Source organism: Thioalkalivibrio denitrificans (genome assembly GCF_002000365.1).
GTDB classification, from domain to species: Bacteria; Pseudomonadota; Gammaproteobacteria; order Ectothiorhodospirales; family Ectothiorhodospiraceae; genus Thioalkalivibrio_A; species Thioalkalivibrio_A denitrificans.
In genome coordinates, this window is record NZ_MVBK01000059.1 from 44,319 (window position 1) to 65,392 (window position 21,074).

The following is a 21,074-nucleotide window of genomic DNA, read 5'->3' on the forward strand; positions in this document are numbered from 1 at the left end:
GCAGATCGGCGGCCGCAGTAGAAGGGTGGTGAGATATGCAGGCTGGTAAGGACCAGCGCGCACCCGGGCCGGTGCCGTGGCGCTGACCGATCGTGTCCACACCCTCGGTGCCGCGCTGCGCGCGCGTCACGGGGTACGGGTGCACAAGCTGACGGTGAGCGCCGGATTCGTCTGTCCCAACATGGACGGCACCCGCGGGCGCGGCGGATGCACCTTCTGCAACAACGCAAGCTTCTCGCCCCAGGGCTACGACGGCGGCGACGTGGCGCGTCAGTTGGCCGAGGGTCGAGCGGTGATCGCGCGCCGCACCGGTGCGCGACGGTATCTCGCCTACTTCCAGGCCTACACCAACACCTACGCGGAACTGGAACGCCTGCGCGCCCTCTACGACGCAGCGCTGGCCCAGCCGGGCGTAATCGGCCTGAGCATCGGTACGCGCCCCGATTGCGTGCCCGACCCGGTGCTGGACCTCCTCGCGGCGTACCGGGACCGGGGCCACGAGATCTGGCTGGAACTGGGGCTGCAGTCCAGCTTCGACGAGACCCTGGCGCGGGTGAACCGGGGGCACGGGTTCGAGGAGTACCGCGACGCGGTGCGTCGTGCCCACCTGCGGGGCCTGGAGGTGTGCACGCATCTCATCGTCGGTCTGCCCGGGGAGACCGAATGGCATGCCCGGGAGACGCTGAACCGGGTCCTGGAGGCGGGCACGGAGGGGCTCAAGCTCCACCCCCTGCATGTGGTGCGCGGCACGCGCCTCGCCCGGGACTGGCGCGCCGGGGGCTACCGGCCCTGGACGCAGGACGAGTACGTGACCACCGCAGCCGATCTGATCGCCATGACGCCCCCCGGCGTGGTCTTCCATCGCCTGACCGCCACCGCCCGGGCGCCCCTGCTCCTGGCCCCCGCGTGGTGTGCCGCAAAGTGGTCCGTGCTCAACGCCATCGAGGCGGAGCTGGTGCGGCGCGGCACCTGCCAGGGCGGCGCCTGCACGCGGCCGCGGCCCGCGTGTCCCGGACTGTCGTTCGAATCCCGCCACAAGGAGGCAACCTGCCGATGACACAACCGCCAATGGAACTGGTCTGCCCGGCCGGCAGTCTGCCGGCCCTGCGTGCAGCCGTGGACAACGGCGCCGATGCGGTCTACGTGGGGCTCAAGGGGCGCACCAACGCGCGCAACTTCCCGGGCCTCAACTTCGACGTGAACACCCTGCGTCGGGGCATCGAGTATGCCCGCGCCCGGGGCACGAAGGTGTTCATGGCCCTCAATACCTACCCGAGGCCCGAGGGCTGGGCGGACTCGGTGCAGGTCGTGGATATCGCCGCCGTCGAGGGGGTGGACGCCCTGATCGTGGCCGACATGGGCCTCATGCGCTATGCGGCCGATCACCACCCGGATCTGCCCCTGCACCTCTCGGTGCAGGCCTCGGCCACGAGCCCCGACGCGTTGGACTTTTATCGCGAGCGCTACGGCATCCGCCGCGCGGTGCTGCCGCGGGTGCTCTCCATCAAGCAGGTCGCGCAGGTGATCGCGGGCTGCCACGTGGACGTGGAGGTGTTCGGTTTCGGCAGCCTGTGCGTGATGGTGGAGGGGCGCTGCATGCTCTCGTCCTATGCCACCGGCGAATCGCCCAACGCCTGCGGTGTGTGCTCTCCCGCGCACGCGGTGCGCTGGCAGGAGACCGCCGGGGGGCGCGAGGCGCGCCTCAACGGCGTACTCATCGACAGCTTCGCGCCCGGCGAGAACGCGGGCTACCCGGTCGTGTGCAAGGGCCGCTTTCGCGTGCGCGACCAGGTCTTCTACGCCATCGAGGAGCCCACCAGCCTCAGCACCCTGGACATCCTGCCCGAGCTCTACAGGCTCGGTGTGCGCGCCATCAAGCTGGAGGGGCGCCAGCGCAGCCCCGCCTACGTGGGCCGGGTCACGCGCGTCATGCGCGAAGCCCTCGACGCCTGCCACAGGGACCCGCAAGGCTTCGTGCCCCGTCCGGAGTGGACCGCGAGTCTGAACGACATGGCCGAGGGACGCACCCACACCCTGGGTGCCTTTCACAGGGCATGGCAATGAAGCTCGCGCTGGGACCGTTGCAGTACTTCTGGCCCCGGGAGCGGGTGATGGCCTTCTACGAGGCCGCGGCGGGCTGGCCCGTGGACATCGTCTACCTGGGTGAGACGGTCTGCTCCAAGCGCCGAGAACTGCGGCCCGCCGACTGGCTGGCACTGGGTGAGAAGCTCGCCGCGGCCGGCAAGACCGTCGTGATCTCCTCGCTGGCCCTGATCGAGGCGGACTCGGAGCGGCTGAGCCTGAAAAGCCAGGTGGCCGACGGCCGCTTCCCCATGGAGGCCAACGACGCCACGGCGCTCGCCCTGCTTGCCGGGCGCCCCTTCGTGGCGGGCCCTCACCTCAACACCTACAACCCTTACACCCTCGCGGAACTGGCCGCTCTAGGTGCCGTGCGCTGGGTCGCACCGGTGGAACTGGCCCGCGACACGGTGGCCGAGTTGCACAGCCGCCGGCCCGAGGGGCTCGAAACCGAGGTACTGGTGTTCGGTCGTCTGCCGCTCACCTTCTCGGCGCGCTGTTTCACCGCCCGCGCCCACAACCGCCCAAAAGATGCCTGCGAGCTGGCCTGCCGCGACGACCCGGCCGGCCTGCCTCTGGCGACCCGGGACGGACAGAACTTCCTCACCGTCAACGGCATCCAGCTCCAGTCCGCCGATCCCGTCAACCTTATCGCCGAGGTGGCCTCGCTGCGCGAAGCCGGGGTGCAGGTGCTGCGCATCTACCCGGAGGCGGAGGGCACCGAGGTGGTGGTGCGCGCCTTTCGTGCCTGCGCCGACGGCGCCGCCACGGCGGACGTTGCCCTGGCGCAGATCGCGCCCCATTTCACGGGATTCTGCGACGGCTACTGGCACGGTGGCGCGGGCATGGACTGGGGGGGCTCGCCGCAGCCATGACCGTGCGCACTTGCCGTGTGCTGCGTGAGGGCACGGCGCCTGGGCCGCGGCAGGTGAATGTTGACCGGGCCATGCTCGCGACCTGCGCATCCCGCGGGAGTGCAACGCTCAGGTTTCATCGTTATCGGCCCACCGCGAGCCTGGGCCGTGATGAGGCCGTCTGTCACGCGGTGCGGGCCGACTATTGTCGCGAGGCAGGCATTCCCCTGGTACGCCGGCCCACCGGGGGCGGCGCCCTGTACCTGGATCCGGGGCAACTCTGCCTGAGTCTCACGCTCCCGCGCGCATGGCTGGGTGGGGCCGATGACCTGGTTCGACTCATGGCGCGCTGCAACGGCGCTGTGGTGGACGCCCTGCGTGGCATGGGTATCCCCGCCGAGGCCGTGCAGCCGAACGACCTGGAATCGGGCGGCCGCAAGCTGGGCGCGGGTTTCCTGTGCCTGGAGGCGGACGCCGTGCTCTATCAGGCGGTGCTGCTCATGGCCCCCGTGGACATGGAGACCCTGCTCACCGTGCTGCGCGCCCCACGGGAGAAGCTGAGCCCGGTGGGCGTGCAGAGCGCGCGGGAACGCTTCATCACGCTCACGGAACTCGACGAATACCTCGGTGTGCCTGCTCCGGGCGCCGGGGACAGGCTGGAGGACGCCCTGCAGGCGGCCTTTTGCGAAGCGTTCGGGCTGACGGCCTCGCAGGACGAGGGTGCCGAGCAAGCATTGCCCATCCCGCCGCCGGCGCCCGTGGCGGACGAACTGGAACAGGACTGGAACGCCGTTCGGGATCGCACCTGGCAGGCCTTCGAACCCACCCCGGGCGGCGTGCTGCACCTGCGCCTGGATCCCGATGTCGACGGTACGCGCATCCGGCATGCGACCCTGGCGGGTGCGGTGCACGTAACGCCGCCCACCCTGCTGGCGGATTTGGCCCGGGAACTGACCGTGGCCGCACCCGGCGCCGCCGAGGCGCGGTGGCGCCGGTATCTCGCCGATGGAGAGGTGCAGTTGCTGGGTTTCGAGGCCGGGGATCTGTACCGCCTGCTACGGCGTGCGTTGCACCGTGATGACGAGCGGCGGCTGGGCCTGGATACCGAACAGGCCAACACACTGATGGTGCATCCGGCGGGCGGGACCGACGCCGCACACGAGATCCTCGAGCGCGCGACGGTGATGCTGGTGCCCTACTGCGCCAAGCCCGCCTGGTGCAAGTGGCGCCACCGGGACGGCTGTCCGGAGTGCGGCCAGTGCGAGGTGGGCGACGCCTACCGGCTGGCCCGCGAGCGCGGCATGCGGGTGGTGACCATCACCCGGTTTGAGCACCTGCGTGAAGAACTGGATCAGATGCGCCGCGACGGCCAGCCAGCCTACGTGGGCATGTGCTGCGGCAACTTCTACCTCAAGCGCGCCCAGGCCTTCCGGGACGCCGGCATACCGGCCGTGCTCATGGACATCAGCGGCGCCAACTGCTACGAGCTGCGCCAGGAAGACCAGGCCTACGCGGGACAGTTCACTGCCGAAGCGCGCCTCAACGGCGAAGTGGTGGAGCAGGTGATGCGCTGGGTGCCGCGGGTTCGGTGAGTTGTTCTTGGTCTTAACCACGAAGCGCACGAAGATCACGAAGAACCTCTAAAGCAATGTTCTCTCGCAAAGACGCGAAGCCCGCCAAGAAGACACAAGAATATAGACGTTAACCCCCCGTTTTTTTGGAGAACATTAGGCGCCCCATGGTCACCGCCGGACGCACAGCTATGGCGGAGAGGCGCGCGCGGCCCGCCCTATAAACCGGTTTTCTTTGCGGGCTTCGCGTCTTTGCGAGAGAAACTTTTTAAGCAGTTCTTCGTGATCTTCGTGCGCTTCGTGGTTAAACGGGTTTTGACCCTGCCTAGGACGGCACCACTGGCGATCGCCGGCACAGGGCAATACACTCAGGGGACGCTGACGGCGACAGCGCCTGCAGCTCATGACACATTGCCGTCGGCCGTGAGCTGCGGGCCTCAACCGCGGGAGGTGTCTCATGAGCGGAAACGATCTCGCATCCATTGCCCGGGCCATGGTCGCTCCGGGCAAGGGCATCCTGGCCATCGACGAAAGCCTCGGCACCATTAAAAAGCGCTTCGACAGCATCAATGTCGAATCCACCGTGGAGAACCGCCGCGCCTACCGGGAACTGCTGATCACGGCCCCGGGCGGCGGCGAGTATGTCAGCGGCATGATCCTGTTCGACGAGACCATTCGCCAGAAGACCGGCGACGGCGTGCCGTTCGTGCAGGTGCTCGCCGATCAGGGCATCCTGCCGGGTATCAAGGTGGATGCCGGTGCGAAGGATCTAGCCGGGCATCCCGGCGAGAAGGTCACCGAGGGTCTCGACGGCCTGCGCGAACGTCTGGCCGAGTACGTGCAGCTCGGCGCGAAGTTCGCCAAGTGGCGCGCGGTGATCACCATCGGCGAGGGCATTCCTTCATCTGGCTGCATCGAGGCCAACGCCCATGCCCTGGCCCGTTACGCGGCCCTGTGCCAGGAGGCCGGACTGGTGCCCATCGTGGAACCCGAGACCCTCATGGACGGCGACAACACCATCGAGCGCTGCTACGAGGTGACGGAGTGGACGCTGCGGAATCTCTTCAGCGAACTGCACCGGCAACGCGTCGTCACCGAGCACACGATCCTCAAGGTCAACATGGTCGTGCCGGGGAAGAAGTGCGCGGACCAGGCGAGTGTCGAGCAGGTCGCCGACCTGACCGTGCGTTGCCTGAAGAACTCCGTGCCCGCTGCGCTGCCCGGCATCGTGTTTCTCTCGGGCGGACAGAGCGCGCGCGACGCCACCGTGCACCTCGACGCCATGAACAGGAGGTATCCCGACCTGCCGTGGCCGCTCAGCTTCTCCTATGGCCGCGCCCTGCAGGAGCCGAGCCTCAAGGCCTGGGCCGGGCGTCCGGAGAACGTCGAGGCCGCACAGGCGGCGCTGCTGCATCGCGAGAAGTGCAACAGCCTCGCCGCGCTCGGTCGGTACGACGCGTCGCTGGAGGAGGCGGCCTGAGCCCCGTGAAGCCGCGCGTGGAGATCGAGTTCTGCACGGCATGCCGATTCACGCTGCGTGCCGGCTGGCTGGCCCAGGAACTGCTGTTCACCTTCGGCGAGGATCTCGGCGAGGTGGCCCTGGTTCCGACCACGGGCGGGGTCTTCGAGGTCCGCTGCGACGGCACGACCCTGTGGTCGCGCAAGACCGAGGGCCGGCAACCCGACGCCAAGGAACTCAAGCAACGGCTGCGTGATCACATCGATCCGGACAGGTCGCTGGGTCACAGCGACCGTTGATCGCCGGTCGCTGTCCGTTCCGGGAGCCATTCCATGTCCGACAACCGCAGAAGCCGGGTCGTCACCGAGGGTGTGCAGCGCAGCCCCAACCGCGCCATGCTGCGCGCCGTCGGATTCGACAACGGCGATTTCACCCGGCCCATCGTGGGCGTCGCCAGCGCCCACAGCACGATCACCCCCTGCAACATGGGCATCGGCGGGCTCGCCGAGCGCGGCGAGGCAGCGCTGCGGGCGGCAGGGGCGATGCCGCAGCTGTTCGGCACCATCACCATCTCGGACGGCATCTCCATGGGTACGCCCGGCATGAAGTACTCGCTGGTGTCGCGGGAGGTGATCGCCGACGCCATCGAGACGGTGTGCATGGGACAGTCCATGGACGGCGTGCTCGCCTTCGGCGGCTGCGACAAGAACATGCCGGGCGCCATGATCGCCATCGCGCGCATGAACATACCGGCGGTGTTCGTCTACGGCGGCACCATCAGGCCCGGGCATTACAAGGGTGAGGACCTCACCATCGTGTCCGCCTTCGAGGCGGTGGGCCGTCACGCCGCCGGACGCCTCAGCGACGAGGACCTCTACGGCATCGAGCGCAACGCCTGTCCGGGCGCGGGGTCCTGCGGCGGCATGTACACCGCCAACACCATGTCCAGCGCCTTCGAGGCCATGGGCATGAGTCTTCCGTACTCCTCCACCATGGCGGCGGAGGATGCCGAGAAGGCCGAGAGCGCCGCGCGCTCGGCCGAGGTGCTGGTGGAAGCCATCCGCCACCAGCGGCTGCCCCGGCAGATGCTGACGCGCGAGGCGTTTGAGAACGCCATCGCCGTGGTCATGGCGCTGGGCGGGTCCACCAACGCCGTACTGCACCTGCTGGCCATCGCCCATGCGGCGGAGGTGCCCCTGTCGCTGGACGATTTCGAGGACATCCGTGCCCGGGTGCCGGTGCTGTGCGACCTCAAGCCCTCCGGGCGCCACGTGACCACCGAGTTCCACCGGGCCGGGGGCGTGCCGCAGGTGATGCGCATGCTGCTCGATCGCGGGCTCATCCACGGCCAATGTCTCACGGTCACGGGCCGCACCCTCGCCGAGACGCTGGAGAGGATTCCCGCCGAGCCCCCTGCAGGACAATCGGTGATCCGTCCGTGGGACGAACCGGTCTACGCGAGCGGCCACCTGGCGATCCTCAGGGGCAACCTGGCCCCGGAAGGGGCGGTGGCCAAGATCAGCGGCGTGCGCAGCCCGGAGATCACCGGACCGGCGCGGGTGTTCGAGTCCGAGGAGGCCTGCCTGGACGCGATCCTCGGCGGCCGCATCCGGGCCGGCGATGTGCTGGTGATCCGTTACGAGGGTCCGAAGGGCGGGCCGGGCATGCGCGAGATGCTTGCCCCCACCTCGGCCATCATCGGTGCGGGTCTGGGTGACAGCGTGGGGTTGATCACCGACGGGCGTTTTTCCGGGGGCACGTACGGGATGGTGGTTGGTCATGTCGCGCCGGAGGCCGCAGTGGGCGGACCCATCGCACTGGTGCAGGAAGGCGACCCCATCACCGTCGACGCCCGCGCACGCCGGCTCGATGTCCACGTGTCGGAGGCGGAACTGGAGCGTCGACGCGCGCAGTGGACACCGCGTCCGATGCCGGACCGGGGGGTGCTTGCGAAGTACGCGCGGCAGGTGGGCTCGGCGGCGCGGGGAGCCGTGACGGACGGGCAGGAATGAGCGCACGCGCCGTGGTACTGGGCGGCACCGGCTTCCTGGGCCGGGCGGTGGTGCGCCGCCTGATGGAGTCGGGCTGGACGGTGCGCTGCGTCGCACGTCATGCGGATCGGGCCGCGAAGCAGTTCCCGGCCGATTCGCCGCTGGAGCTGCGCGCTGCCGACATCGGCGACGAAGATGGCCTGAGGGAGGTGTTGCAGGACGCCGACGGCGTGGTCAACGTCGTGTCGCTTTACGTGGAACAGGGCGGTGCCACCTTCGAGGCGATCCACGTGCATGGTGCGCAGCGCCTCGCACGCCTTGCCCGGGAGGCAGGGGTGCCCGCTCTCGTACACGTCTCCGGCCTCGGCGTCGACGAGACCTCGCCCTCGTCCTACGTGCGCGCCCGGGCCAGGGGTGAGCGGTGCGTGCGCGAGGTCCTGCCGGAGGCCGTGATCATGCGCCCGAGCGTCCTGTTCGGTCCCGGCGACGCCTTCCTCCGATCCCTGGAGATGATCACCCGCCGCCTGCCGGTGATACCGCTGTTCGGGGACGGTTCAACGCGCTTGCAGCCCGTCTACGTGGAGGACGTGGCCGCCGCCATCGCGCAGGCCCTCGTACAACCGGATGCACGCGGGCGGGTCTTCGAGCTGGGTGGTGCCCGAGTGCACACCTACCGCGAGATCGTGGTCATGGTCCTGCGTCACTTCGGACTCCGCCGGCTGCTGATGCCCGTGCCCTTCGCCCTTTGGCACGGCCTGGCCGCCACCGCCTCACTCCTGCCCGCCGCGCCGCTCACCCGCGACCAGGTCTGGCTCCTGCAGTCGGACAATGTCGTCGCAGCGGACGCATCCACGTTCGCTGATCTGGGTGTTGAACCCCAGGTTCTCGAAACGCTCCTTCCGGAATGCCTCGGCGTTTAGCCCCGAAGCGCACGAAGTGCACGAAGGGAACCGAAAGAATTTTCTCTCGCGAAGCCGCGAAGCCCGCAAAGGAAACCTGAAGGATTGGATCAATGCGGCGGGCTGAACTGTCGATGTGATCGCGATTGACATCGGGCGGCGGGCACGGCCCGCCCTATGAATCCGCTGTCTTGGCGTGCTTGGCGTTCTTTGCGAGAGAAATATCTGTTCCTTCGTGTTCTTCGTGCGCTTCGTGGTTGGAGACATCCCTCGACCGGGCACATAGGGCGCCCCGTGGGCGCCGCCGGACGTCCAATGCGACCACATCGGCAGACACAGCCCGTCGAATCGATCCAGATCTTCAGATTTTCTTTGCGGGCTTCGCGGCTTCGCGAGAGATATCTTCCTTTCAATGCGTCGGCATGATGAACGAGTTGGCGGACAGCTCACCAGCAGACGGCCAGCGCGAAGTGACGGTCTTGAGGCGGGTGTAGAAGTGCACGCCCTCGGGGCCGTGGATGGCGTGGTCGCCGAACAGGGAGTGCTTCCAGCCGCCGAAGCTGTGGAAGGCGAGCGGCACAGGGATGGGCACGTTGATGCCCACCATGCCGGCGGAGATGCGGCGCGTGAACTCGCGGGCGACGCCGCCGTTACGCGTGAACACCGCCACGCCGTTGCCGAACTCGTGGGCGTTGACCAGGGAGATGGCGTGGTCGAGATCCGGCACGCGTACCACCGAGAGCACCGGACCGAAAATCTCCTCCCGGTAGATGCGCATGGAAGGCTCCACCCGGTCGAACAGGCAGCCGCCCAGGAAGAAGCCGCCCTCGTGGCCTTCCACCCGAAAACCGCGGCCATCCACCACCAGTTCCGCACCCTCGGAGACGCCGAGGTCCACATAGCCGGTGACGCGCTCCAGGTGCGCGCGGGTGATCAGCGGGCCCATGTCCGCCTCCGGATCGGTGCCGGGGCCGATACGCAGCTTGCGTACGCGATCCGCCACGCGTGCCACCAGGGCATCCGCCACATCCCCGACGGCCACGGCCACGGAGATGGCCATGCAGCGTTCACCCGCCGAGCCGTAGGCGGCGCCGACGAGCGCGTCCACGGCCTGTTCAAGGTCCGCATCGGGCATCACCACCATGTGGTTCTTGGCTCCGCCCAGTGCCTGCACTCGCTTGCCGTGGGCTGCACCGGTGGAATAGATGTGCTGCGCGATGGGCGTGGATCCGACGAAACTCACGGCGGCCACGCGCGGGTCCGTGAGCAGGGCATTCACGGCTTCGGCATCGCCGTTGAGCACGTTGAACACGCCGTTGGGCAGACCCGCCTCGCGCAGCAGTTCGGCGAGCATCAGGGCGGGGCCCGGGTCGCGCTCCGAGGGTTTGAGCACGAAGGTGTTGCCGCAGGCGATGGCCACCGGAAACATCCACATGGGCACCATGACCGGGAAGTTGAAGGGCGTGATGCCCGCGCACACGCCCACCGGCTGTCGCAGGGAGTAGCTGTCGATCCCCGTGCCTACCTGGTCCGAGTACTCGCCCTTGAGCAGATGGGGAATGCCGCAGGCAAACTCCACCACCTCCAGCCCGCGGGTGAACTCGCCCCTGGCGTCGGAGAGGACCTTGCCGTGTTCGTGGGTGATCAGCGCCGTGAGTTCGTCGGCGTTCTTCTCCAGCAGCTCCTTGAAGCGGAACAGCACCCGGGCGCGCCGCAGCGGGGAGGTGTCGGCCCAGCCGGGCAGGGCAGCGGTCGCAGCGGTGAGTGCCTCCTCCACGTCTGCCTGGCCGGCGAGCGGCACCCGGGCGGTCACCTCACCCGTGGCCGGATTGAACACCTCGCCGAACCTGTCGTTTGCACCGGCGTGCGCTTCACCGTTAAGGAAGTGGGTGAGTCGGCGGGGCCGGCTTTCGTCATACAGCCTGGATGTCATGTGCGTGCCCTCCGCGCCGCCGGCGCGGCGCGCAATGGTCGAAGCGTGGCACCCGCTCCGGGGCCGGTCAAGGCGCGTCGGGTCGGCAGGCTGTTATGCTGTGTGTCCGGCAATGCGCAATCTGCCTTCGGGCGGTAATTTCACATCAGGAGAAACGGGAACTGCGTCATGGAGCTCAAAGTCATCATCGAGGACCAGCTGTACACCCTGAACGTACCCGACGAAATCATCCAGGGCGCGACGGACGCCTTCGAGCGCATGGACCGCGAAATGGACAACGGCTGGCAGATGGGCCGCGACTGGGTGGACCAGCCAGGGCGGGAGGACCGCGTACGGATCGTCGGAGACAAGCTCCTGTCGGCGCTGGAGCGCGACGACCATGATCTCGGGCGCGTGATGGCGGCCTATATACTCAGCCGGATGCCGGAACTGGATACGCTGGTCCTGGATACCTCCGGCGAGATCCGCAACAGTGAATTGCGCTATCGCTGAGAACTCCCGCGGCCCATGCCCGCCGCCGACGGGTTATTCCGCCGTAGCCAGGTCCTGCGCGGGGGCGGCCTCGGGGCGCGGGAAGCGCACGCGTCTCGGATAGGGGAACACGTCCCCGTACACGCCGTTCTCCACCTCCTTCTGCCGCTGCTGCCAGTAGCTGTAGTCGAACAGCTCAGGGTGCAGCTCCCGGAGCAGCCTGCGTTGCTGCGGGTCGGTGGTGAGGAAGGTGGGAAACTCCTCGGGGAAGATGTCGTGGGGGCCGACGGCGTACCACGGCTCCGAGCTGAGTTCGTCCTCCGGTGTGCGCGGCGGCGGAATCTTCCGGAAGTTGCACTCGGTGAGGTAGCAGATCTCGTCGTAGTCGTAGAACACCACCTTTCCGCTGGACGTGACGCCGAAGTTCTTGAACAGCAGGTCGCCGGGGAAGATGTTCACGGCCATGAGCTGCTTTATGGCCCGGCCCCAGTCGTCCAGGGCGGTGCGGGCCTTCTCGGGTGGCGCGTCCTCAAGGTACACATTGAGGGGCACCATGCGCTTCTCGATGTACATGTGCCGGATGAACAGCACATCGCCTTCGATTTCCATCTTCTCCGGGATCTGCCCCTTGAGTTCCTCGAGCAGTTCGGGCGAGAAGCGTTTGAGCGGAAACGCCACGTCGGAGAACTCCAGCGTGTCGGCCATGCGTCCGACGCGGTCGTGCATCTTCACCTGCAGGTAACGCTTGCGCACCAGTTCCGGCGTGACCTGTTTCTGGGGCGGGAACCGGTCGCGCATGACCTTGAATACGTACGGGTATGAGGGCAGCGTGAACACGGCCATCACCAGGCCGCGCGTGCCGGGCGCCACCTCGAAGGTATCGTCGCTGGCCGCCAGGTGGTTGAGGAAGTCGCGGTAGAAGTCGTTCTTGGCCTGCTTCTGGAAGCCAATGGCCATGTAGATCTCGGCGATGGGCTTTTCCGGCATGATGTCATGCAGGAACGCCACTGTCGCCGCCGGCACGGGCGTCTTCACCAGGAAATAGGCCCGGGCGAAGCTGAACACCGCCTCGGCCTCGTCCTCGGTGGTGAGCAGGGTGTCCGCGTAGATCCCGCCCTGCTCGTTGTTGATCAGCGGCACGATGAAGGGATGGGACTGTTCGCCTTTCACTACGCGCCCGATGATGTAGGCAGCCTTGTTGCGAAAGAACGGAAACTCCAGCACGTCGACGCGAAGCTCGTCCATGTTGCCTGCGCCGAAGGGGGAGCGCTCACGCAGCGCTTCCGCAATGCGTTCCGCATCCCGGTCCAGATCCTCGTAGGCCACATTGAAATAGAACGCGGACAGGATCTCCCAGATGCTGGTCTCCAGCCCGCCGTCCCGCGGATGGAAGGACATGAAGCCCCGGTATCGCTGGGCCAGCGCCTCGCGATCAACGACGGATTCCACGAAGATGTTGTCGTTATTGAAGTACTTTCGTTCGAAAAGCTGGCAGAAGACCGAGTTGTAGAAGGTTTCCGCCAGTTCCGGCCGGCTGTGATGGGACAGGAGACCCGTGTAGATGCTCTTGACCTCCTGCCACAGGCGCTCGTTCAGATGTTCGATGCCGAAGCTGCCGCGCAGCTTCTCCACGGTCTCGCGTACCCGCTTGTCATAGAAACTGATCCGCTTGGCGGCGGCCGCACGCACGCCGTCCCAGTCGGCCTCCTCGAAGCGCTCCCGGGCCACACTGGTGATCTCCTGGAAGAACGAGAAGTGACGTTCGAAACCCGTGAGTATGGACCGGGCGAGTTGTCGGGCCGAGTCGGTCATGGGGCGACCGGGCAAACCTCCTGCGCTATATTCATGGAGATTTCACTATAGCATTCAATCACCGCCTTCAGGACAGGCCCGCTATATTAAGTTTTTCAATCCATACCATTGAAATGAAGGCTCTTTCGCAGCGCCGGAAGGTCAGTTAGCGTATTTGTGGCGGTTTGTAAGCCATGCCGACCCCGATCCCGGAGAGCACCGGGACCTGACCCAACAGTACAACGAGCGACCAACGCGGAGAGGATTGAGACGATGAGCAGAGAGCAGCAGATCCAGGCCCTGGAACGTGACTGGGCGGAGAATCCGCGCTGGCAAGGGGTAAAGCGCGGCTATACGGCCGCGGACGTGGTACGGCTCAGGGGGTCGGTGCAGCCGGAGCACACCATCGCGCGCCGGGGCGCCGAGAAGCTCTGGCGCCTGGTCAACGGTGACGCGAAGAAGGGGTACGTGAACTGCCTCGGCGCGCTGACCGCCGGCCAGGCCCTGCAGCAGGCCAAGGCGGGCGTGGAGGCCATTTACCTGTCGGGCTGGCAGGTGGCGGCGGACAACAACACCTCCGAGACCATGTATCCGGACCAGTCTCTGTATGCCTACGACTCGGTGCCCACGGTGGTGCGCCGGATCAACAACACCTTCAAGCGCGCTGACGAGATCCAGTGGAGCCGCGGCGTTTCGCCGGAGGACGAGAACGGCATCGACTTCTTCCTGCCCATCGTGGCGGACGCCGAGGCCGGTTTCGGTGGTGTGCTCAATGCCTTCGAACTGATGAAGAACATGATCACTGCGGGCGCGTCGGGCGTGCATTTCGAGGATCAGCTGGCCGCCGTGAAGAAGTGCGGGCACATGGGCGGCAAGGTGCTGGTGCCCACCCAGGAGGCCGTGCAGAAGCTGGTGGCGGCGCGCCTGGCCGCCGACGTCATGGGCGTGCCCACCCTCCTGCTGGCGCGCACCGACGCCGAGGCGGCCAATCTGCTCACTTCGGACGTGGACGACAACGACAGGCCGTTCCTGACGGGTGAGCGCACCGCCGAGGGTTTCTACCGCGTGAAGAATGGCCTGGAGCAGGCCATCAGCCGCGGCGTGGCCTATGCCCCGTATGCGGACCTGGTGTGGTGCGAGACCGGCACCCCCGACCTGGGCTTCGCCCGCGAGTTCGCGGAGGCGGTGCGGGACAAGAATCCCGGCCAGCTGCTGGCCTACAACTGCTCGCCGTCCTTCAACTGGAAGAAGAACCTGGACATGAAGACCATTGCCGAGTTCCAGGACAAGCTCTCCGAGTACGGCTACAAGTACCAGTTCATCACCCTGGCCGGAATCCACAGCATGTGGTTCAACATGTTCGACCTGGCCCACGACTACGCCCGGGGCGAGGGCATGCGCCATTACGTGGAGAAGGTTCAGGAACCGGAGTTCGCCGCCCGCGAGAAGGGCTACACGTTCGTGTCCCACCAGCAGGAAGTGGGTGCCGGCTACTTCGATGATGTGACCACCACGATTCAGGGCGGCGCGTCGTCGGTGACGGCGCTGACCGGCTCCACCGAAGAGGCGCAGTTCGACGAGGCCAAGGGCTGATCCGCCGGGCCGGGGCACGCTGCCCCGGCCCCTTCAAACGCCCCGGCGGGAGGCAACCATGGAACCTGCATCCTACGGACTGACCGCGACGGCCGACCTGTGCGATTCCCACGGGGACGCCGCGCGGGTCTGCGAGATCCCGTTCAGGGACTTCGGCGAGGTGACTTCGTTCTCGGGGCCCGTCGCCACCATCCGCTGTTTCGAGGACAACACCCAGGTGCGCAAGGTCCTGGAGACCGAGGGCCACGGTCGGGTGCTGGTGGTGGATGCCGGCGGCTCGGTGCGTTGCGCCATGCTGGGCGACAACCTGGCCCAGCTGGCCCTGGACAACGGCTGGGCCGGCGTGATCATGTACGGCTGCGTGCGCGACGCAGCCGTGCTGGCCACCCTGCCGCTGGGCGTCAAGGCGCTGGGCACCCATCCGCGGCGCAGCGAGAAACGCGGCGGCGGCGAGGTGGACGTGCCGGTGAGTTTCGGCGGCGTGACCTTCAACCCGGGCGAGCGGGTGTTTGCGGACGATGACGGGGTGATCGTCCTGGCGGACGAAGGTTGAAGGATGAAGGCGGAAGGATGAAGGCGGAAGGAGGGGTGATTAGCCACGGTGACCTGTCAATCTCCCCGTAGGAGCGGCGCCCTCGCCGCGAACGCCCGTGCCCGTTGTGCCACTGTGTTCGTTCGACCCGGCGGCGGGCCTCCTACAGGATCGAGATTCGGGTTTGATTCATCCTTCATCCTTCATCCTTCATCCTTCATCCTTTCAGTCCAGGTGCTCATAGGCCACGAGCGTCAGAAAGTCCGCCAGCTCCTCCGCCTTCGTGATGTCCTCGAACAGTTTTGCGGCCAGCTGGTAGTGGCCTGACTCGAAGGCGTCGCTGCCGACTTCCTTGCGGATCGTCTCCATTTCCTCGGGGATCAGTTTTTCCACCATCTCCAGCGTCACGCGCCGGCCGTCGTCCAGCACGCCGCCGGGGTGGCGGATCCACTGCCAGATCTGGCAGCGGGAGATCTCGGCGGTGGCGGCGTCTTCCATGAGGTTGTGGATGGGCACGGCGCCCCGGCCACCCAGCCACGCGGCCATGTACTGGATGGCCACGTTGATGTTGTTGCGCAGGCCGGCCTCGGTAATGGTGCCCTCGGCGGGAGCGATCAGGGCGTCGCGCTCGGCGCTCACGTCGGGGCGCTGGCGGGCCACCTGGTTGGCGTCGGGCATGTGCTTGTCAAAGACCTCCATGGCCACGGGCACCAGCCCCGGGTGGGCGACCCAGGTGCCGTCGTGGCCGTCCTTCGCCTCGCGCTCCTTGTCGGCGCGCACCTTGTCGAAGGCCTCGCGGTTGGCCTCATCGTCGCCGCGCACCGGGATCTGGGCTGCCATGCCGCCCATGGCGAATGCCCCGCGCCGATGGCAGGTCTTGATGACCAGCAGCGAATAGGTGCGCATGAACGGCACCGTCATGCCCACCTGGCCGCGGTCCGGCAGGATGCGGTCCGGATGTTTACGGAACGTCTTGATGTAACTGAAGATGTAGTCCCAGCGGCCGCAGTTGAGGCCGACGATGTGATCCTTCAGTTCCCAGAGGATTTCGTCGAGCTCGAACACGGCCGGCAGGGTCTCGATGAGCACCGTGACCTTGATGGTGCCCACGGGAATCCCCAGCCGTTCCTGGGCGAACACGAACACGTCGTTCCACAGCCGCGCCTCGGCGTGTGCCTGGAGCTTCGGCAGGTAGAAGTACGGGCCGGTGCCCTGGTCGATGAGGTTCCGTGCGTTGTGGAAGAAGTACAGACCGAAGTCGAACAGGGCGCCGGGGATGGGCCTGCCGCCGACGGTCATGTGCTTCTCCGGCAGATGCCAGCCCCGCGGGCGCACGATCAGCACGGCCGTCTCGTCGTTGAGCCGGTATTCCTTGCCCTCCGGCGAGGTGAAGTCGATGTTTCGGTTGACCGCGTCGCGCAGGTTCACCTGCCCCTCCAGGCAGTTGTGCCAGGTGGGGGAATGGGCGTCCTCGAGACAGGCCATGAAGCATTTGGCGCCGCTGTTCAGCGCGTTGATGAGCATTTTGCGGTCGGTGGGCCCGGTGATCTCCACGCGCCGGTCCAGCAGGTCCTCGGGGATCTTCGCCACGGTCCAGTCCGACTCTCGGATCTCGCGGGTTTCGGGCAGAAAATCCGGAAGTTCCCCGGCATCGAACCGTGCCTGGCGCTGACGGCGCGCGTCGAGCACGTCCTCCACCCGGGCGGCGAACCGCTCGTGCAGGGCGACCAGGAAGTCCACCGCGTCCGGGGTGAGCAGATCCTCGAAGCCCTCGATGGGGCCCTTGAACGCAACTGAGTCGTGGTACGTCGCCATGCTGGTGTCCTCCTCTGGGGGTCGTCGATGCGCCGGTGCACGGAGCGGATCTTGCGTCAACGTGTCCGCTTTCCGATGCGAGGGGCGCTCTCTGGCCCTACCCTAAAAAACCGGATAGTATTTGACTAGATTATTAACTGAATAATGAATATTAAAATCGCAAGGTACTCGCAGGGATCGGCAGGGCAACGATTCTCTGACTCAGGACACTAGCTCATGGCCCACAATAATCCACTGGCTGCCACGCCAAACCGGTTGCGACAGCTGCGCGCCTTCTGCCAGGCCGCCCAGGCGGGCAGCATCTCCCGGGCGGCCGAGCGCCTGTGCGTCAGCCAGCCTTCCGTCTCGCTGCTGATCAAGGGTCTGGAGAAGGACCTGGGCGTCCTGCTGTTCGACCGCCGCGGCCCGCGCATCGATCTGACCGCGGCGGGTCAGGTGCTGCTGGAGACCGCGCTGCCGCTGGTGGAGGGCATGGATCATCTGCCTGAGGTGTTCGCCGCGCGTCTCGGCGAAGTGGGGCAGGGGGCCCTGGACCTGGCTGCCGGCGAGTCCACTATCCTGTATCTGCTTCCGGAGTACGTGAAGCGCTTCAGTGAGAGCTACCCGAAGGTGAAGCTGCATCTGCACAACGTCACCGGCCGGGACGGCCTGAAGATGCTGCGCGCGGGAGAGGTGGATTTTGCCGTGGGGTCCATGATCGACGTGCCCGACGACATGAGTTATCACCCCATCTTCACCTACGACCCCATGCTCATCACCTCCCTGAATCATCCGTTGGCGGGGCGGGATCAGGTAACGCTGGAGGATGTGGCCCCGTGCGGGCTGATTCTGCCGCCCCGGCACCTGTCCACCTGGCAGATCGTGGACCTGGTGTTTCATCAGCACGGGCTGAGCTATCACGTGGTGCTCGAGGCCGGGGGCTGGGAGGTGATCAAGAAGTTCGTGGAGCTGGACATGGGAGTGTCCATCGTGACCAGCATCTGCCTGACCGGAAAGGAGAAGCTGGCGGCCATCCCGCTGGGCGATTACTTCCCAAGGCGCACCTATGGTGTCGTGATGCGCAAGGGCAAGTTCCTGTCCCCCCAGGCCTGTTCCTTCCTGGAGCTGATGGATCCCGATTTCTCCTACGAGCGTTATACCGGGGTCGGCGGGCGGCCCGGTTCCGGGCGCAGCGCGGACGCGGTGGAAGGACGTGTGGATTTCACGGGGCATGATCGTTCCCTGCCCTGAACGGCCCCGGTGCCGGGTTTGACGCAACGGCGGTCTTCGGCTATGGGAATTCCCTTGTGGACGATCGTGCCTGCATGTGTCATGTGCGGCCGGTCGCATGCGGGGATGGCATCAACATGAAGATACGGGTCGACAAGCACGGAAAGCCCCTGGGTGAAGTGGAGCTCGGACCGGGGGAAACGACCATCGGCAGGGCGCCGCACAACGACATCGTGCTGGGCGATCGGGCCGTGAGCGGACGCCATGCGAGCGTGCACCTGGCACAGGGGCAGGCCGTCCTGCGGGACCTCAAGAGCACCAACGGCACGCAGGTCAACGGCCGGCGCATCACGACGCACACCCTGTCGGACGGCGATGTCATCGCAATCGCCAATTACCGCATCACCGTTTTTACTACTGATCGCATCGAGGAAGCGTCGGCAGACCCGCCGACGCGCATCCTTCGCCTGGATCGCCCGGGGATGCCGCCGGGCCTGGTGGACGAGCATTCCACCAGGCGCATCCGGCAGATCCGGTCCACACGATCCGGTGCCCCGGGCAGCACGCGCACCGTGCGCCTCAGGGTCATGGGCGGCTGCAACCAGGGCCGCCATCTGGATCTGATTGCGCCGGTGACGGCCCTGGGTGAGCCGGGCCAGGAAGTGGTGGTGTTCATCCGTGACGGCGATGACCTCTATGTGCAGCTGGTCCATGAGGGAACGGGGCGTGTACAGGTGAACGGCAAGGTACTGGATACGGAGCGCCGTTCCCTCGCCCACAACGACGTGATCACGGTGGGCGAGGTGCGCATGATCGTGGTGGCGGAGTCCAGCGCCGACGAACTGGGGGCCGGCACCGAAGAGTGGAAGCTCGACTAGCCCGCACATCTCACCGGGCGGACACCGGCTACCGCACAACAGGCGGAAATTTAGGGGGAATACTCGGAAATGGTCGAAAGCCTGAGTATCACAGACTGTCTTCGCCGGTGTCCTATCGCGGTTCAGGCTCGTCTTCGCGTCCGTATGCTTGCTCTTCACTCAACCCATAGCTACGGCTATGGGTTTCGCTCCAGAGCGGCGCCTACAAACGCGAATCCTTTGCCTGCTCCCGCGATCCCGGTGAGATGTGCGGGCTGATGCGCGGCCTCGTCCCACCCGATCCCGAAACCGAGGTCTCCACCGACCGATATGCGGTGGTGTACATGCCGGGTCGTGCCCGCAAGCGCTTCCCCGCCGGCTGCGTCGAGGTGGTGGCCTCGAGGGATGCGGCACTCGCGGGCGCCGATCCCGCGTCACGGCGCTTCCCCGCCCGGGTGCTGGGGCCCTCCAAGTCGTCCGAGGGGCAATACCTCTACTATCTGTTGGAATGGCTTGAGTAAACGGCGCCGGTTCACTCGGCGCACGTGGGTTCAGGGGGGCATGACATGGCCGACAAGCCGGTTTTCAGGGGCGGGCGCAACATCGCCATGAAGGTGCCCCCGCACCTGTACGATGCCACCGTGCGTTTCTATCGCGACGTCATCGGCCTGCCCGTCATCGAGGCGCCGTCGGCCGTGTTCGAGTTCGGCGCGTGCCGGCTGTGGATAGACTCCGTGGACGGTGTCAGCCAGGCAGAACTGTGGCTGGAACTGAACACCGACAACGTGAAGGCGGCCGCGGCACACCTGAAGTCAGCCGGGGTGGTGCGCAGGGACGAGATCGAACCGCTTCCGGAGGGATTCGAGGGCTACTGGATCTCCAGCCCGGCATCCATCATCCACCTGGTCTGCCCGCCGGGGGAAGGGGATTGAGTCAATCCCCCTCCCTCGGATCAGTTTTTCTGTCGGCGGGCGGCATGTACTCGTAGCGGCGGTGATCCTCCGGATCAGGCAAGCTCACCCCCGCCTTTTCAAGTGCCACTTCCAGGGCATGGGCCTCGTCGTCCAGCTCGTCGCGCAGGTCCCTGAGCGCCCGCAGCAGATCGCCCGCCTCCCGCAGGGGGATGTGGACCGTGACCTGCCCCTCGGCGATCTTTTCGATATTCATTTGCGAAACCTCCGGCAGATGCTTCAGTCCTCGATGGAGGGCTGTTTGGGCGCCTTGGCGTCGAACGCGTGGGGCGGCTGGCGGAAATGATCCTTCGATTCATAGACCGCCTGCTGCAGGACTGATGCGAGCGCGCGCATGCCGTTGGTGGCCTGCAATGTGCCGGTGTGCTCCTTCAGGTCATCCACCAGCTTCTCCGCGGTCTTGAGGTCCAGGGAGAGGGTGACTGCATTATTGCTTTTCGTGACCTTCATGCCGGTCTCCCGATGGCGTAGTTTGGAGTATTCACGACCTGAACATAGACCAATCGGGGAACGGCGGGCCAGAGCCCGTGACCCCTGCACGGACTTGCATCACGGTCGGAACCGATACAGGAGGAACCATGAACGCTTTGCCCTGGTACGTCGCCGGACTCGGCGCAGCGCTGCTCTGGGGAATTCACTATCCCCTGCTGGAACACGCGCTCAAACGGGTGTCCCTCGTGACGGTTCTCGTGCTCACGGTGTTGCCCGTGCTGGTGGTGGCGGTGGTGTTTCGTGACACGCTCTGGCGCGATGCCTCGGTGCTGATGGCCATGGACTGGCCCGACCGCGGGCGCATCCTCATGCTGTCGGCCACGAGCCTGGGGGCGACGGTGATGCTGTTCCTGGCCATCGGCAGCCGCAATGCCACGCTGGCGAGCCTGATCGAGATCACCTACCCGCTGTTCATCGTGCTGTTCACCTGGCTGTTGTTCCGCCAGGTGCATGTGACGCCCAGCGCAGCCCTCGGCGGCGCACTGGTGATGGCCGGCGCCGCCCTGATCATCTGGAATCATCCTTGATTCGTTCTAACCCCAATATTTCACCAATAA

General features: G+C 66.4%; 21 protein-coding genes. 16 read left to right on the forward strand and 5 right to left on the reverse strand.

Going from position 1 to position 21,074, the window contains the following annotated elements:
• Positions 1–76: 76 nt before the first annotated feature.
• From mnmL to B1C78_RS10495, 8 genes are all read left to right on the forward strand, one after another.
• Positions 77–1,057 (forward strand): tRNA modification radical SAM protein MnmL/YtqA, encoded by a 981-nt coding sequence (gene mnmL, locus B1C78_RS10460; RefSeq protein ID WP_077279108.1) that lies wholly within the window; start codon positions 77–79, stop codon positions 1,055–1,057.
• 11 nt (positions 1,058–1,068) lie between these two features.
• Positions 1,069–2,064 (forward strand): ubiquinone anaerobic biosynthesis protein UbiU, encoded by a 996-nt coding sequence (ubiU, locus tag B1C78_RS10465; protein ID WP_217698029.1) that lies wholly within the window; start codon positions 1,069–1,071, stop codon positions 2,062–2,064.
• The gene (gene ubiV / locus B1C78_RS10470; RefSeq protein ID WP_342745160.1) at positions 2,055–2,954 is read left to right on the forward strand and encodes a ubiquinone anaerobic biosynthesis protein UbiV; all 900 of its coding nucleotides are present in this window, start codon (positions 2,055–2,057) and stop codon (positions 2,952–2,954) included. The genes ubiU and ubiV overlap by 10 nt, the downstream gene beginning before the upstream one ends.
• Positions 2,951–4,525 carry a lipoyl protein ligase domain-containing protein gene (locus B1C78_RS10475; RefSeq protein WP_077279111.1) on the forward strand — a complete coding sequence of 525 codons (1,575 nt, stop codon included), beginning with the start codon at positions 2,951–2,953 and terminating at the stop codon, positions 4,523–4,525. The genes ubiV and B1C78_RS10475 overlap by 4 nt, the downstream gene beginning before the upstream one ends.
• 436 nt (positions 4,526–4,961) lie before the next feature.
• The gene (locus B1C78_RS10480) at positions 4,962–5,984 is read left to right on the forward strand and encodes a class I fructose-bisphosphate aldolase (protein WP_077279112.1); all 1,023 of its coding nucleotides are present in this window, start codon (positions 4,962–4,964) and stop codon (positions 5,982–5,984) included.
• 5 nt (positions 5,985–5,989) lie between these two features.
• On the forward strand, positions 5,990–6,262 hold the full coding sequence (locus tag B1C78_RS10485) for an Rdx family protein (protein ID WP_077279113.1): 273 nt from the start codon (positions 5,990–5,992) through the stop codon (positions 6,260–6,262).
• Between the two features lie 33 nt (positions 6,263–6,295).
• Positions 6,296–7,975 carry a dihydroxy-acid dehydratase gene (gene ilvD, locus B1C78_RS10490; RefSeq protein WP_077279114.1) on the forward strand — a complete coding sequence of 560 codons (1,680 nt, stop codon included), beginning with the start codon at positions 6,296–6,298 and terminating at the stop codon, positions 7,973–7,975.
• Positions 7,972–8,874: a complex I NDUFA9 subunit family protein gene (locus tag B1C78_RS10495; RefSeq protein WP_077279115.1), complete on the forward strand. Its 903-nt coding sequence runs from the start codon at positions 7,972–7,974 to the stop codon at positions 8,872–8,874. The genes ilvD and B1C78_RS10495 overlap by 4 nt, the downstream gene beginning before the upstream one ends.
• A gap of 388 nt (positions 8,875–9,262) precedes the next feature.
• Here the strand turns inward: B1C78_RS10495 and B1C78_RS10500 are convergent, their stop codons facing one another.
• The gene (locus B1C78_RS10500) at positions 9,263–10,786 is read right to left on the reverse strand and encodes a CoA-acylating methylmalonate-semialdehyde dehydrogenase (RefSeq protein WP_077279116.1); all 1,524 of its coding nucleotides are present in this window, start codon (positions 10,784–10,786) and stop codon (positions 9,263–9,265) included.
• Between the two features lie 168 nt (positions 10,787–10,954).
• On the opposite strand from B1C78_RS10500, the gene B1C78_RS10505 reads away from it, so the two are divergent.
• Complete coding sequence (locus B1C78_RS10505; protein WP_077279117.1) at positions 10,955–11,278, forward strand: hypothetical protein; 324 nt, start codon at positions 10,955–10,957, stop codon at positions 11,276–11,278.
• 33 nt (positions 11,279–11,311) lie between these two features.
• Here the strand turns inward: B1C78_RS10505 and aceK are convergent, their stop codons facing one another.
• The gene (aceK, locus tag B1C78_RS10510) at positions 11,312–13,069 is read right to left on the reverse strand and encodes a bifunctional isocitrate dehydrogenase kinase/phosphatase (protein WP_077279118.1); all 1,758 of its coding nucleotides are present in this window, start codon (positions 13,067–13,069) and stop codon (positions 11,312–11,314) included.
• A 252-nt stretch (positions 13,070–13,321) separates the two neighbouring features.
• Between aceK and aceA the strand changes: the two genes are divergently transcribed.
• A complete protein-coding gene (gene aceA, locus B1C78_RS10515) occupies positions 13,322–14,641 on the forward strand; it encodes an isocitrate lyase (RefSeq protein WP_077279119.1) in 1,320 nt (439 codons plus the stop codon).
• 58 nt (positions 14,642–14,699) lie between these two features.
• Positions 14,700–15,194, forward strand: coding sequence for a ribonuclease E activity regulator RraA (rraA, locus tag B1C78_RS10520; RefSeq protein ID WP_077279120.1), 495 nt, complete (start codon positions 14,700–14,702; stop codon positions 15,192–15,194).
• A 204-nt stretch (positions 15,195–15,398) separates the two neighbouring features.
• On the opposite strand, the gene aceB is transcribed toward rraA, so the two are convergent.
• A complete protein-coding gene (aceB, locus tag B1C78_RS10525) occupies positions 15,399–16,988 on the reverse strand; it encodes a malate synthase A (protein WP_077279121.1) in 1,590 nt (529 codons plus the stop codon).
• Positions 16,989–17,204: 216 nt separating this feature from the next.
• Between aceB and B1C78_RS10530 the strand changes: the two genes are divergently transcribed.
• The 4 genes from B1C78_RS10530 (at position 17,205) to B1C78_RS10545 (ending at position 19,986) form a co-directional block, all read left to right on the forward strand.
• Positions 17,205–18,218, forward strand: coding sequence for a LysR family transcriptional regulator (locus B1C78_RS10530; RefSeq protein WP_077279122.1), 1,014 nt, complete (start codon positions 17,205–17,207; stop codon positions 18,216–18,218).
• 116 nt (positions 18,219–18,334) lie between these two features.
• Complete coding sequence (locus B1C78_RS10535; RefSeq protein ID WP_077279123.1) at positions 18,335–19,075, forward strand: FHA domain-containing protein; 741 nt, start codon at positions 18,335–18,337, stop codon at positions 19,073–19,075.
• A 257-nt stretch (positions 19,076–19,332) separates the two neighbouring features.
• Positions 19,333–19,575: a hypothetical protein gene (locus tag B1C78_RS10540; RefSeq protein ID WP_077279133.1), complete on the forward strand. Its 243-nt coding sequence runs from the start codon at positions 19,333–19,335 to the stop codon at positions 19,573–19,575.
• Between the two features lie 45 nt (positions 19,576–19,620).
• The gene (locus B1C78_RS10545; protein ID WP_077279124.1) at positions 19,621–19,986 is read left to right on the forward strand and encodes a VOC family protein; all 366 of its coding nucleotides are present in this window, start codon (positions 19,621–19,623) and stop codon (positions 19,984–19,986) included.
• Position 19,987: 1 nt separating this feature from the next.
• On the opposite strand, the gene B1C78_RS10550 is transcribed toward B1C78_RS10545, so the two are convergent.
• Both B1C78_RS10550 and B1C78_RS10555 read right to left on the reverse strand, forming a co-directional pair.
• Positions 19,988–20,221, reverse strand: coding sequence for a hypothetical protein (locus tag B1C78_RS10550; RefSeq protein WP_077279125.1), 234 nt, complete (start codon positions 20,219–20,221; stop codon positions 19,988–19,990).
• Between the two features lie 23 nt (positions 20,222–20,244).
• Entirely contained in the window at positions 20,245–20,475 is a 231-nt protein-coding gene (locus B1C78_RS10555; protein WP_077279126.1) for a hypothetical protein, read from the reverse strand.
• A 128-nt stretch (positions 20,476–20,603) separates the two neighbouring features.
• On the opposite strand from B1C78_RS10555, the gene B1C78_RS10560 reads away from it, so the two are divergent.
• The gene (locus tag B1C78_RS10560; RefSeq protein ID WP_077279127.1) at positions 20,604–21,044 is read left to right on the forward strand and encodes an EamA family transporter; all 441 of its coding nucleotides are present in this window, start codon (positions 20,604–20,606) and stop codon (positions 21,042–21,044) included.
• Positions 21,045–21,074 lie beyond the last annotated feature (30 nt).